We start from the raw sequence: 12,569 nt of genomic DNA on the forward strand, positions 1-12,569 counted from the left end.
GGGACGGCCGGGGCGAAGAACGCCGGGAACAGCACGACGGGCCAGGCGAAGCCGACCACGCCCAGCGCGGCTCCGGTGACGGCGATCCCCGTCCGACGGTTCTTTGCCTCACAGGCAAGAAAATTGCCGCTCGGGCAAAACTGGGGCTGAATGGAGGCATGAACGCCTCAGACGCCGGGCCGCCGGCGGAACCGGGCGACGCGTTGCCCGTGGTCGCACGTCCGACGGCGACGTACCCTGGTACGTCGATCGATCCCCGGTACAGGAGTCAACGTGGCCGTCAACCTGGTCAATGTCGAGGCCGTCAGCAAGGTGTACGGCACCCGTGCCCTGCTCGACGGGGTCTCGCTCGGGGTCTCCGAGGGGGACCGGATCGGGGTCGTCGGCCGCAACGGCGACGGCAAGACCACCCTCATCCGGATGCTCGCCAAGCTGGAGGAGGCCGACAGCGGTCGCGTCACCCACAGCGGCGGGCTGCGCCTCGGCGTGCTCACCCAGCACGACTCGCTCGACCCGGAAGCCACCATCCGGCACGAGGTCATCGGCGTGATGGCCGACCACGAGTGGGCGGGCAGCGCCAAGATCCGCGACGTCCTCACCGGCCTCTTCGGCGGCCTGGACCTGCCCGGCTTCGAGAAGGGCCTCGACACCGTCATCGGCCCGCTCTCCGGCGGTGAGCGGCGGCGCATCGCGCTCGCCAAGCTCCTCATCGACGACCAGGACCTGATCGTCCTGGACGAGCCCACCAACCACCTCGACGTCGAGGGCATCGCCTGGCTCGCCGGCCACCTCCAGAGCCGCCGCTCGGCGCTCGTCTGCGTCACCCACGACCGCTGGTTCCTCGACCAGGTCTGCACCCGGATGTGGGACGTCCAGCGCGGTGCCGTGCACGAGTACGAGGGCGGCTACTCCGACTACGTCTTCGCCCGCGCCGAGCGCGAGCGGATCGCGGCCACCGAGGAGGTCAAGCGGCAGAACCTGATGCGCAAGGAGCTGGCCTGGCTGCGCCGCGGAGCCCCCGCCCGCACCTCCAAGCCGCGCTACCGCATCGAGGCCGCGAACGAGCTGATCGCCGACGTCCCGCCGCCCCGCGACACCAGCGAGCTGATGAAGTTCGCCAACGCCCGGCTCGGCAAGACGGTCTTCGACCTGGAGGACGTGACCGTCACCGCCGGCCCCAAGGAACTCCTCAAGCACCTCACCTGGCAGCTCGGGCCCGGCGACCGCATCGGCCTGGTCGGCGTCAACGGCGCGGGCAAGACCTCGCTCCTGCGGGTGCTCGCCGACGCGGCCGTCAGCCAGGGCGAGCAGCAGCCCGCCGCCGGCAAGGTCGTCGTCGGCAAGACCGTCCGGCTCGCCTACCTCTCGCAGGACGTCACCGAACTCCCCTCCTCGCTGCGCGTCCTGGAGGCCGTGCAGCAGATCCGCGACCGGGTCGACCTCGGCAAGGGGCGCGAGATGACCGCCGGGCAGCTCTGCGAGCAGTTCGGTTTCGGCAAGGAGAAGCAGTGGACTCCGGTCGGTGACCTCTCCGGCGGTGAGCGCCGCCGCCTCCAACTGCTGCGCCTGCTGATGGACGAGCCGAACGTCCTCTTCCTCGACGAGCCCACCAACGACCTCGACATCGAGACCCTGACCCAGCTGGAGGACCTCCTCGACGGCTGGCCGGGTTCCATGATCGTGATCTCCCACGACCGGTTCTTCATCGAGCGCACCACGGACCGGACGTTCGCGCTGCTCGGGGACAAGACCCTGCGGATGCTGCCGCGCGGCATCGAGGAGTACCTGGAGCGCCGCCGGACGATGATCGAGGCGTCCGTCCCGACGCCCGCCGCCGCGCCCGCCCAGCAGAAGCCGGGTCTCTCCGCCGCCGATGCCCGAGCCGCGAAGAAGGAGCTGCAGAAGGTCGAGCGCCAACTCGACAAGCTCTCCGACAAGGAGACGAAGCTGCACGCGCAGATCGCCGACAACGCCACCGACTTCGAGAAGGTGGCCAAGCTCGACGCGGAGCTCCGGGCGCTTGTGGAGGAGCGCGAGGAACTGGAGATGCGCTGGCTGGAGTTGGCCGAGGACGCCTAGTCCGAAGCTTCGGCGGAGGATGCATAACGACGCCATCACGGGCCGGTCCTCCCTTGGGAACAAGGGGCGGACCGGTCGCTTTTGCGCCATTGAGCGGGTGGTAGAAAGAAAACCCGTTCACGTCTAGGGGGAACCGCTGATGACCCAGCCGCCCAGCAACCAACCGCCGGGGGGTTTCGGGGCCCCACAGGAACCGGGCCAAGGTCCCGGCACACCTCCCGTGCCGCCGCAGACGCAGCCCGCACCGCAGTCCCCGCCGCCCGCGCCGGGGCCGTACGGGCAGCCGTCGTCCTCGCCGTACGGTTATCCGCAGCAGCCGGGGCCGTACGGGCAGCCGTCGTCCTCGCCGTACGGTTATCCGCAGCAGCCGGGGCCGTACGGGCAGCCGTCCTCCTCGCCCTACGGGCATCCGCAGCAGCAGCCCGGACCGTACGGCCCGCAGCAGGGCCCCTACGGCCACCCCACCCAGCCGATGTACCAGGGTGCCCCCACCCCGCCGCCGGCTTCCGGCGGCGGCCCCTTCAAGGGGAAGACCGGTCTGATCGTGGCGGTGTCCGCCGCGGTCGTCCTGGTCGCCTCCGTCACGACCTGGGCCGTCGTCGGCAGGGGCGACAAGAAGGACCCGGTCGCCCAGCCGACCGCCACCGCGACCACCACCTCCGAGCCCTCCGGATCGGCCGACACCGCCGACGGCGACAAGGGCGAGGAGGACCTCAACGCGGGCCGCCAGCCGGGCGAGGCGAAGGTCAACTGGTTGCTCACGAACACCGTGGACCTGCCGCGCAACGGCGCGGACGTCTTCGGCCCGTGGATCGTCGGCGACACCGTCGTCAAGGCGATGTACAAGGGCGTGGACGGCTACGGCCTGTCCGACGGCAAGGTCAAGTGGCACGTCGACCTGCCGTACGAGCTGTGTGCGGTGCCGGCGGAGCCGGCCGCCGACGGCTCCATGGTCTTCGGCTACGCCGAGGACGGCAAGGCCGGTGCCAAGTGCACCAACCTCCAGAAGATCGACCTGAAGACCGGCAAGGCCGGTTGGCAGAAGGCCGTGCCGAAGCCCTCGGGCCTCTTCGACTTCTCCGACAACGTCGTGACCATCAGCGGCAACACGGTCGTCGCGGCCGGTTCGAGCAGCGCCTACGGCTTCTCGCTCACCGACGGCCGACAGCTCTTCAAGGGCGCCACCACCGGCTGCAAGCCCTTCGCCTACGCGGGCGGCAGCAAGCTGATCGCCGCGATGAACTGCCCGTCGGGCAGCACCAGCAAGAAGATCCAGGCGATCGGCGAGGTCGACCCCACCACCGGCAAGCCGAAGTTCACCTTCCAGCTGGAGGCGAACTGGGAGGTCGACCGGGTCTACTCGGTCGACCCGCTGGTCGTCTCGGCCACCCAGCGCGAGCAGAAGAAGTGGAGCGTCTTCACGCTCGACGCCAACGGCGAGCCCCGCTCGCAGATCCAGGGCGGCACGGACAAGTTCGCGCCCGCGTGCGGCGGGGGCTTCGTCATCTTCGGCCGGAACCTCCAGGGGTGCACCGGGGTCACGGCCGACGCGAGCACCCTCTACATGGCCACCGAGACCGGCTACGGCCAAGCCAACGAGGTCGTCGCCTTCGACCTGGCCACGGGCAAGGCCAAGTGGCGCTCGAAGGCCCCCGGCAAGCGGACGATGGTGCCGCTGCGGATGGAAGGCGGCCAGGTCCTGCTGTACGTGAAGCCGTCGTACCGGGAGGGCGGCGCCGTCGCCACCCTCGCCCCGACCGGCGGTGCGCCGAAGGTCCTGCTCCAGCACCCGGACTCGACCGCCCCGATCGAGAGCAGCCTCTACAGCCCGGGCTTCGCCTACGGCGGCGGCGCCTTCGTGGTGGCGAGCGGGCGGGTGTCGGCGGCCAACGACAAGGAAGAGATGCAGGTCAAGACGATGATGGCCTTCAGCAAGTGAGGTACGCGGACCGATGACGCAGCCACCACCGCCGAACCAACCCCCGGATCCCCCGGGCGGTTTCGGCGTCCCCACGCCTCCGCAGGGGCAAGCTCCGGCCCAGCAGGGCGGTTTCGGCGCCCCGACACCTCCGCAGCCGGAGCCGGGGTACGGCTATCCGCAGCAGGCACCGCAGCCCGACCCGGGGTACGGCTATCCGCAGCAGGCACCGCAGCCCGACCCGGGGTACGGCCATCCGCAGCAGTCCTCGCCGTACGGTTACCCGACCGAGTCGCAGCAGCCCTCCCCGTACGGTTACCCGACCGAGCCGCAGCAGCCCTCGCCGTACGCCGGTTACCAGCCCCAGCCGCCGACCCAGCCGCCGTACGGCTACCCGACGCAGCCCCCGCAGCCGCACGGCGGTTACCCGCAGCCCGCGGAGGCTCCGGCACCGGGCGGCAAGAAGCCGTCGGCGCAGCTCCAGATCATCATCGCGGCGGCCGTCGCGATCGTCCTGATCATTGCGGCCGGCATCTGGTACTCCCGTTCCGGCGACGGTGACGGGGGCAACGGGGCCAAGGGTTCCGGCGGCACCTCCCAGGGCTCCTCCTCGGGCAAGGACACCGGCGCCGAGGGGCTCGGCGGGGGCGGTAAGGAGAAGCCGCCGGCCGACACCAAGGCCAAGGTGACCTTCAAGGTCGGGAAGCCGAAGGTCGAGGACGTCACCGACGTGTCCGGCTCCTGGATCACCGACAAGGCGTTCGTGAAGGCGGGGGTGAACTCACTCGTCGCGTACGACCTGGACAAGGGCGGCGTGCTGTGGACGCTGCCGCTGACCGGCCAGGTCTGCGGAGCCTCCCGGCACGTCAGCGCCGACAACAAGGTGCCGATCCTCTTCGAGGCCGCCAAGCGCGTCGCGCCGCGCTACTTCCAGCAGTGCACCGAGGTCGGCGTGGTCGACCTGAACACCGGCAAGCTGGTGTGGTCCACCTCGATCACCGGTGGTTCCGCCGGGGACCAGAAGGCCCGTTTCGGAGAGGTCACGCTCAGCGGTACGACCGTCGCGGCCGGTGGCCTCGACGGCGGCGCCGCCTTCGACCTCGCCAACGGCAACCCGCGCTGGAAGCCGCAGGCCAACGACCAGAACTGCTACGACCTGGGGTACGGCGGTGGCGAGGCGCTCGTCGCGGTCCGCAGGTGCGGGGTGTACAGCAATCCGTACGTGCTGATCCAGACGATCAACCCGACCACGGGCGCCTCGATCTCGCAGTACAAGATGCCGCCCGGCGTGAAGTACGCCTCGGTCGTCTCCACCAAGCCGCTGGTCGTCGCGGCCGACGTCGGCGAGACCGCCGGCGACGGCAGCGGCATCTCGGACTTCTTCTCGATCGACGAGAAGACCGGGAAGCTCAAGGCGAAGATCACGGCCGACGCCGACCGGTACGCGGCCCGCTGCCGGGTGACCCGCGTCGAGTCCTGCTCCCAGGCGCTCGTCGGCAACGGCCGGCTGTACGTGCCGACCGAGGAGCACGAGGGCAGCGGCGGCGGGTTCGGCAGCGAGACGAACGAGATCGTCGCCTTCGACCTGAACACCGGGCGCATGGTGCCCGACAAGACCGATGCCGGTGACCGGTTCACCCTCATCCCGCTGCGGATGGACGGCGGCAACCTGATCGCCTACAAGGCTCCGCCCTACGACCAGGGCGGCCAGGTCGTCTCGATCGACGGCGGCACCATGAAGGAAACGCTGCTGCTGCAGAACCCGGTGGACAAGTCGCTCGACAACCCGGAGAGCAGCTTCGGACTGAACGGCGCCGAACTCCTCTACCGGGACGGCCGGTTCTTCATCGCGCAGACCCTGGTCAGCAAGCCCCGGGAGAACGCCTCCCCCGACGACATCAAGGAGTACCTCGTCGTCTCCTTCGCCGTCGCGCGCTGACGCGGCGGGCGACCGCGTCGGGCCCCTCCGGTGAATCGGAGGGGCCCTGGTGCGTTCCGGGCCCGTGATTGGCTCGGTGTCGAGCGGGGGAGCGTGTAGCTTGCCGGGTTCAGGCAGCCGGGACGTCCGGCGGGCCGGGAGAGGGGGGTTGACCGGGATGGGCGTACGCCTCGTGGTGGTGGACGACCACCGCCTGCTCGCGGAGGCGCTCGCCTCGGCGTTGAAGCTGCGCGGGCACCGGGTGCTCGCAGCGGCTGCGCCGGTGGCGGGAGCCGCCGAGCTGGTGGTGGGCCGGGCGCCGGAGGTCTGCCTGTTGGGCACGGCGGCCCCGGACGCGCCGGGGGCCTTCGATCCTGTCGTGCGGATCAAGCGGGAGCGCCCCCAGGTGGCCGTGGTGGTGCTCGGGCCGGTGCCCTCGCCGCGGGGGATCGCGGCGGCGTTCGCGGCCGGTGCTTCCGGGTACGTCCGTCACGACGAGCGCATCGAGGGCGTCGAGCGGGCCTTGGTGAGGGCCCGGTCGGGGGAGTCGGCGATCGCGCCGCAGTTGCTCCAGGGGGCGTTCGCGGAGCTCCTCCATCCTTCGGCGCAGCCGGACGACGAGGCGCAGCGGCTCCTGCGGTTGTTGACGCAGCGGGAGGTGGAGGTCCTCGTGCGGGTCGCGGAGGGCGAGGACACCCGGCTGATCGCGGCGGGGATGGGGATCGCGTCGAGCACGGCGCGGACGCACGTGCAGCGGGTGCTGATGAAGTTGGGAGTCGGTTCGAGGTTGGAGGCGGCGGCGCTGGCGGCCCGGACGGGGTTGCTGGACCGGGCGGTTCCGGGGCAGCGCGGCTCCTTCTGAGACGACACGGGTCGGGTCCCGGGAGCGGGGCCCGGCTTCGCCATTGACGGAGATGTTTGAATGTGATTTTTTGTGAGTGATTCTGTTTGGTTCTGCCGGAGGGTGCCCCGTGAAGAAGACCGTCACCACGCTCGCCGATGGGCGCGAGCTCATCTACTACGACGGGCGCGACGACACCGTCCGCACCGCCGTCGACCCCCGCTCCCTCGCCCCCGTCGTCTCCCGTTCCGAGATCCGGTACGACGAGCTCACCGGTGACCCCGTCGCCATCGCCTCGCACCGGCAGGCCCGCACCCACCTCCCGCCGGCCGACGCCTGTCCGCTCTGTCCGGCCCGGGACGGCCGGGAGAGCGAGATCCCCGAGGAGGGCTACGAGGTGGTGGTCTTCGAGAACCGCTTCCCCTCCCTCGCCGGCGGGATCGGCCGCTGCGAGGTCGTCTGCTTCACCGACGACCACACCGACTCCTTCGCCGACCTCGGCGAAGAGCGCGCCGCGCTCGTCCTCGACGCCTGGACCGACCGGACCGTGGAGCTCTCCGCCCTGCCCGGCGTCGAGCAGGTCTACTGCTTCGAGAACCGGGGTGCGGAGATCGGCGTCACCCTGCCCCACGCGCACGGTCAGATCTACGCCTTCCCGTACGTCACGCCCCGCACGGCCGCCGTGCGCCGCCGCGTCGACGCCCACCGGGCCGCCACCGGCCGGAACCTCTTCGACGACCTCGTGGCCCGGGAGCGGGCCGACGGCGAGCGGATGGTCCTGGAGACGGAACACTGGACCGCCTTCGTGCCGTACGCCGCCCGTTGGCCGTACGAGGTGCACCTGCACCCCCGACGCCGGGTGCCCGACCTGCTCGCCCTCGACGCGGCCGCCCGCACAGAATGCGCACAGGTCTACCTGGAACTCTTGAGGCGCTTCGACCGGATCTTCGGCCCGGACGAGCCGCCGACGCCCTACATCGCCGCCTGGCACCAGGCGCCGTTCACGGACGAACGGCGCGGGGACCTGGGACTGCACCTGGAGCTCTTCACCGTCCGACGGGCCTCCGGCAAGCTGAAGTTCCTCGCGGGCACCGAGTCCGGCATGGGCGCCTTCATGAACGACGTGCGGCCGGAGGACGCGGCCCGACGACTCCGAGAGGTGGCAAGCGCATGACCACGCAGAGGTACCTGGTGACCGGAGGGGCGGGGTACGTGGGCAGCGTGGTCGCCGCCCACCTCCTGGAGCGGGGCCACCGGGTCACCGTGCTCGACGACCTCTCCACCGGCTTCGCCGAAGCCGTCCCGGAGGGCGCCGAGTTCGTCCGGGGCCGCGTCCAGGACGCCGCGCGGTGGCTGGACCCCTCGTACGCCGGGGTCCTCCACTTCGCCGCCTTCTCACAGGTCGGCGAGTCGGTCGCCAAGCCCGAGGCGTACTGGGAGAACAACGTCGGCGGCACCATGGCCCTGCTCGCCGCGATGCGCGCCGCCGGCGTCCGCAAGCTGGTCTTCTCCTCCACCGCAGCCACCTACGGCGAGCCGACGACCGTGCCGATCACCGAGGCCGCCCCGACCGCTCCCACCAGCCCGTACGGGGCGAGCAAACTGGCCGTCGACCACATGATCGGGGGCGAGTGCACCGCCCACGGCCTGGCCGCCGTCTCGCTGCGCTACTTCAACGTGGCCGGGGCGCACGGTCCGTTCGGCGAGCGGCACGCACCCGAGTCGCACCTGATCCCCCTGGTCCTCCAGGTCGCGCTGGGGCGCCGGGAGGCGATCTCCGTGTACGGCGAGGACTACCCGACCCCGGACGGCACCTGCGTCCGCGACTACATCCACGTCGCCGACCTCGCCGAGGCCCACCTGCTGGCCCTCGCCGCGATGACGGAGGGCAGCGTGCCGGCCGGCGAGCACCTCGTCTGCAACCTGGGCAACGGCAACGGCTTCTCCGTCCGGGAGGTCGTCGAGACCGTGCGGAAGGTCACCGGCCACCCGGTCCCGGAGATCGCCGCCCCGCGCCGTCCCGGCGACCCGGCCGTCCTGGTCGCCTCTGCCGAGGCGGCACGGGAGCGGCTCGGCTGGACGCCGTCCCGCCCGGACCTGGCCGATGTCGTCGCCGACGCCTGGGACTTCGCCCGGCAGCGGGAAGGAACACGCCGGTGACCGTGGCCGCCGCCTTCGAGGCGCTGTACGGAACCGTGCCCGACGGGGTCTGGGCCGCTCCCGGGCGGGTGAACCTCATCGGGGAGTACACCGACTTCAACGACGGCTTCGTGCTGCCGTTCGCGCTACCGCACACCGCGGTCGCCGCCGTCTCCCGCCGCGACGACGGCGTCCTGCGCCTGCACTCCGCGGACGTCGACGGCGGGATCGTCCACCTGGACGTCGCAGGTCTGGAGCCGCTCTCCGGCGGCGGCTGGGCGGCCTACCCGGCCGGTGTCGTCTGGGCGTTGCGGGAGGCCGGGCATCCGGTGACCGGGGCGGACGTCCACCTCGGCTCGACCGTGCCCACCGGCGCCGGGCTCTCCTCCTCGGCGGCACTGGAGGTCGTCACCGCGCTGGCCCTGAACGACCTGTTCGGGCTCGGGCTCTCCCGTCCCGAACTCGCCCGGCTCGCCCAGCGCGCCGAGAACGCCTTCGTCGGTGTGCCCTGTGGGGTCATGGACCAGATGGCGTCCGCCTGCGCGCGGGCGGGACACGCCCTCCACCTGGACACCCGGGACCTCGCGCACCGCCAGGTGCCCTTCGACCCGGAGGGCCAGGGGCTCCGGCTGCTCGTCGTCGACACCCGTGTGAAGCACGCGCTCGGAGACGGCGCTTATGCCGAGCGGCGCGCCGGCTGCGAAGCGGGTGCGCGGGCGCTCGGCGTGCGCACCCTGCGTGAGGTGAGTGCCGCGCATCTACCGGAAGCGCTCGGGCGTTTGAGCGATGGGACGATTCTGCGGTACGTGCGGCACGTCGTCTCCGACAACGCCCGGGTGGAGCGGACCGTCGCCCTGCTCGCCGCCGGTGACCTCCGCGCCGTCGGCCCCGTCCTCACCGAGGGCCACGCCTCCCTCCGGGACGATCTGCGGGTCTCCTGCCCCGAGCTGGACCTCGTCGTCGAGGCGGCGAACGGGGCCGGAGCACTCGGCGCCCGGATGACCGGCGGTGGCTTCGGCGGCTCGGCCGTCGTCCTCGTCGAGGCCGAGCGCAGCGCGGCGGTCGCCGCCGCCGTCGAGACCGCCTTCGCCGGGGCCGGGTACGCGGCTCCCGGTGTCTTCCCCGCCGTCCCCGCGGCGGGCGCGCGCCGGCTCTGAACCACCGCACACACCCGGACTGCTTCGGACAGTTCCGCGAATCGGCCCCCACCGGGAGGTGCCGCCCCTAGTCTGAGGGGCAGCGCCGGTGGGGGCCGGTGCTGTTCAGGGGGCGCGACCCGTCGGGTACGGCGCCAGGAGCGGGGTAACACTCAACGCACGGCGGCGGCCGTGCGTTCGGCGAACCCGCCTCCGACGCCGTACCCGCGTCGGTCCGTTCCTCGACACTTGGGAGTGTCCGTGGCACGCATCCGCGTCCTGGTGGTGGACGACCACCGCGTCTTCGCCGAGTCGCTCGCCGCCGCCCTCGCGGCGGAGCCCGATGTCGACGTCGCTGCAGCCGGTAGCGGCCCGGCTGCCCTGCGCTGCCTGGAGCGCGGTGCCGCAGAGGGGCGCAGGTTCGACGTGCTGCTCGTCGACGCCGAGTTGGGCGCGGGGCCCGCGGGCACGGCCGTGGCGCACGCCGTGCCCGATGATGCCGAGGCCGTCGTGGACGGGATCTCGCTGGTCAACGGTGTGCGCAGGGCACAACCCGGGCTCCGCGCGATCGTCCTCGCGGAGAAGGACGATCCGCGCCGGGCCGCACTCGCGCTCCAGGCCGGGGCCTCCGGCTGGGTCGCCAAGGACTGCTCGCTGCAGCGGCTGCTCGCGGTGGTGCGTGGGGTGCTGCGGGACGAGACCCACCTGCCGCCGGCGCTGCTCACCGGGGTGCTGCGGGAACTGACGGAGGTCCGCAAGCACCGGACGGACAGCGAGCGCCTGGTGGAGTCGTTGACGCCGCGCGAGCGTGAGGTGCTGCGTTGCATGGTCGCGGGCCTGGGCCGCAAGGCGGTCGCCGAGCGGCTCTTCCTCTCCCCGCACACCGTGCGCACCCACATGCAGAACGTGCTCGGGAAACTGGGCGTGCACTCGACGCTCGCGGCGGTGGCCCTGGCCCGTCGGGCGGGGGTGGGCCCCGCGGAGCCGGTGCTAGCCGGGGACGTTGTCGAACGGGGCGGTCAGCCGGCGTAGCAGCGCCGCGAGTTCGCTGCGCTGGGTGCCGGAGAGCCGGGACAGGATGGCGCGCTCCTGGGTGAGGAGCCCGGCCAGCGCTTCATCGGCGCGGTCGCGCCCCTCGGGGGTGAGCCGGACCAGGACCCCGCGCCGGTCGCTGGGGTCGGGGAGCCGTTCGACGAGGCCCTTCTTGGCGAGCCGGTCGATGCGGTTGGTCATGGTGCCCGAGGTGACCAGGGTCTGGGTGAGGAGCTGACCGGGGGAGAGCTGGTACGGCGCTCCGGCGCGGCGCAGCGAGGTGAGGACGTCGAACTCCCAGGGCTCCAGGTGGTGCTCGGAGAAGGCGAGTCGACGGGCACGGTCGAGGTGCCTGGCGAGCCGTGAGACACGGCTGAGCACCTCGAGTGGTTCCACGTCGAGGTCGGGGCGCTCGCGGCGCCATGCTGCGACCAGTCGGTCGACCTCGTCCTCCATGACGATCAGTGTAGAGGGTCTGTTGACATAAAGTCTCTTGTGTTCAAGCTTCTTGATATCGAGTATCTTGATTCCAAGATATATTTCCCTGGACTACGGGGAAGGCACCGGCCGGAAATCGTTCCGCTTCGGCACCTCATGCCAGCAAGGGGGCTTCGAACATGCATTCCGTGGAATCCGCCGCACCGATCTGGGATCCCCAGCAGTACCTCCGGTACTCGGGCCATCGCACCCGTCCTTTCCTCGACCTGCTCGCCCGAATACCGCAGCTTCCGAACCAGGGCGGCCCCGCCCGCATCGCCGACCTCGGCTGCGGACCCGGCAACGTCACGGTCCTCCTCGCCGACCGGTGGACCGAGGCGCACATCACCGGGTTCGACCTCTCGCGCGAGATGCTGGAGCGCGCCGAGAAGGACCGGGCGGGCACCACCGGCGGCGGTGGCTGGCTCGACTTCCGGCCCGCCGACCTCGCCCACTGGATGCCCGAGGAGCCCTACGACCTGATCGTCTCCAACGCCGCCCTCCAATGGGTCCCCAACCACCCCGAGTCCTTCGCCGCCTGGGTCGACGGACTCCGCCCCGGAGGCACCCTCGCCTTCCAGGTCCCCGGGAACTTCACCTCACCCAGCCACGCCCTGCTCGGCGAGCTCTGCGAGACCCCCGAGTGGCGCGCCCGTCTCGGGGACCAGGGCCGCCGCTTCGTCCACGTCCTCGACACCGCCCAGTACCTGACCCGCCTCGCGGACCTCGGCTGTGAGACGGACGTCTGGGAGACCACCTACTGCCAGTTGCTCCAAGGCGAGGACCCCGTCCTCGACTGGGTGAAGGGCACGGCGCTGCGCCCCGTCCTCACCGCCCTGGGCGACGACCAGGAGGCGGTGGACGCCTTTCTCTCCCAGTACCGTGCGCTGCTGCGGGAGGCGTACCCCCCGGGGCCGCACGGCACGGTGTTCCCGTTCCGCCGGATCTTCGTCGTCGCCCGCAAGAAGACATGAGCGCCGCACATTGCCGGACTCACTCCTCGGCACGTGCGCGTGCGCCCCGCACCGG

General features: G+C 71.6%; 10 protein-coding genes. 9 read left to right on the forward strand and 1 reads right to left on the reverse strand.

Annotated features, from left to right (window positions below; genetic code table 11):
• Positions 1–273: 273 nt before the first annotated feature.
• From ACFW2Y_RS29935 to ACFW2Y_RS29970, 8 genes are all read left to right on the forward strand, one after another.
• Positions 274–2,079 (forward strand): ABC-F family ATP-binding cassette domain-containing protein, encoded by a 1,806-nt coding sequence (locus tag ACFW2Y_RS29935; RefSeq protein ID WP_384885389.1) that lies wholly within the window; start codon positions 274–276, stop codon positions 2,077–2,079.
• 139 nt (positions 2,080–2,218) lie between these two features.
• Complete coding sequence (locus ACFW2Y_RS29940) at positions 2,219–4,018, forward strand: PQQ-binding-like beta-propeller repeat protein (protein ID WP_384885391.1); 1,800 nt, start codon at positions 2,219–2,221, stop codon at positions 4,016–4,018.
• A gap of 13 nt (positions 4,019–4,031) precedes the next feature.
• A complete protein-coding gene (locus ACFW2Y_RS29945; RefSeq protein WP_384885393.1) occupies positions 4,032–5,936 on the forward strand; it encodes a PQQ-binding-like beta-propeller repeat protein in 1,905 nt (634 codons plus the stop codon).
• A gap of 157 nt (positions 5,937–6,093) precedes the next feature.
• Complete coding sequence (locus ACFW2Y_RS29950) at positions 6,094–6,777, forward strand: LuxR C-terminal-related transcriptional regulator (protein ID WP_384885395.1); 684 nt, start codon at positions 6,094–6,096, stop codon at positions 6,775–6,777.
• A gap of 109 nt (positions 6,778–6,886) precedes the next feature.
• Positions 6,887–7,930 carry a galactose-1-phosphate uridylyltransferase gene (gene galT, locus ACFW2Y_RS29955; protein ID WP_384885397.1) on the forward strand — a complete coding sequence of 348 codons (1,044 nt, stop codon included), beginning with the start codon at positions 6,887–6,889 and terminating at the stop codon, positions 7,928–7,930.
• Positions 7,927–8,916 carry a UDP-glucose 4-epimerase GalE gene (gene galE / locus ACFW2Y_RS29960; RefSeq protein WP_384885398.1) on the forward strand — a complete coding sequence of 330 codons (990 nt, stop codon included), beginning with the start codon at positions 7,927–7,929 and terminating at the stop codon, positions 8,914–8,916. Before galT ends, galE begins: the two co-directional genes overlap by 4 nt.
• Entirely contained in the window at positions 8,913–10,052 is a 1,140-nt protein-coding gene (gene galK, locus ACFW2Y_RS29965) for a galactokinase (protein WP_384885399.1), read from the forward strand. Before galE ends, galK begins: the two co-directional genes overlap by 4 nt.
• Before the next feature lie 240 nt (positions 10,053–10,292).
• Positions 10,293–11,063 carry a LuxR C-terminal-related transcriptional regulator gene (locus tag ACFW2Y_RS29970; RefSeq protein ID WP_384885400.1) on the forward strand — a complete coding sequence of 257 codons (771 nt, stop codon included), beginning with the start codon at positions 10,293–10,295 and terminating at the stop codon, positions 11,061–11,063.
• Here the strand turns inward: ACFW2Y_RS29970 and ACFW2Y_RS29975 are convergent.
• Complete coding sequence (locus tag ACFW2Y_RS29975) at positions 11,022–11,519, reverse strand: MarR family winged helix-turn-helix transcriptional regulator (RefSeq protein WP_384885402.1); 498 nt, start codon at positions 11,517–11,519, stop codon at positions 11,022–11,024. The two genes, ACFW2Y_RS29970 and ACFW2Y_RS29975, sit on opposite strands and share 42 nt — an antisense overlap.
• Positions 11,520–11,680: 161 nt before the next feature.
• On the opposite strand from ACFW2Y_RS29975, the gene ACFW2Y_RS29980 reads away from it, so the two are divergent.
• On the forward strand, positions 11,681–12,514 hold the full coding sequence (locus ACFW2Y_RS29980; RefSeq protein ID WP_384885403.1) for a trans-aconitate 2-methyltransferase: 834 nt from the start codon (positions 11,681–11,683) through the stop codon (positions 12,512–12,514).
• Positions 12,515–12,569: the final 55 nt, after the last annotated feature.

This window comes from Streptomyces sp. NPDC058877 (assembly GCF_042742855.1).
Classification (GTDB): domain Bacteria; phylum Actinomycetota; class Actinomycetes; order Streptomycetales; family Streptomycetaceae; genus Streptomyces.

Coding starts and splice junctions, on each gene's coding strand:
- galE (WP_384885398.1), top strand. CDS start 7,927: ATGACCACGCAGAGGTACCTGGTGACCGGAGGGGCGGGGTACGTGGGC.
- ACFW2Y_RS29980 (WP_384885403.1), top strand. CDS start 11,681: ATGCATTCCGTGGAATCCGCCGCACCGATCTGGGATCCCCAGCAGTAC.
- ACFW2Y_RS29975 (WP_384885402.1), bottom strand. CDS start 11,519: ATGGAGGACGAGGTCGACCGACTGGTCGCAGCATGGCGCCGCGAGCGC.
- ACFW2Y_RS29950 (WP_384885395.1), top strand. CDS start 6,094: ATGGGCGTACGCCTCGTGGTGGTGGACGACCACCGCCTGCTCGCGGAG.
- ACFW2Y_RS29940 (WP_384885391.1), top strand. CDS start 2,219: ATGACCCAGCCGCCCAGCAACCAACCGCCGGGGGGTTTCGGGGCCCCA.
- ACFW2Y_RS29945 (WP_384885393.1), top strand. CDS start 4,032: ATGACGCAGCCACCACCGCCGAACCAACCCCCGGATCCCCCGGGCGGT.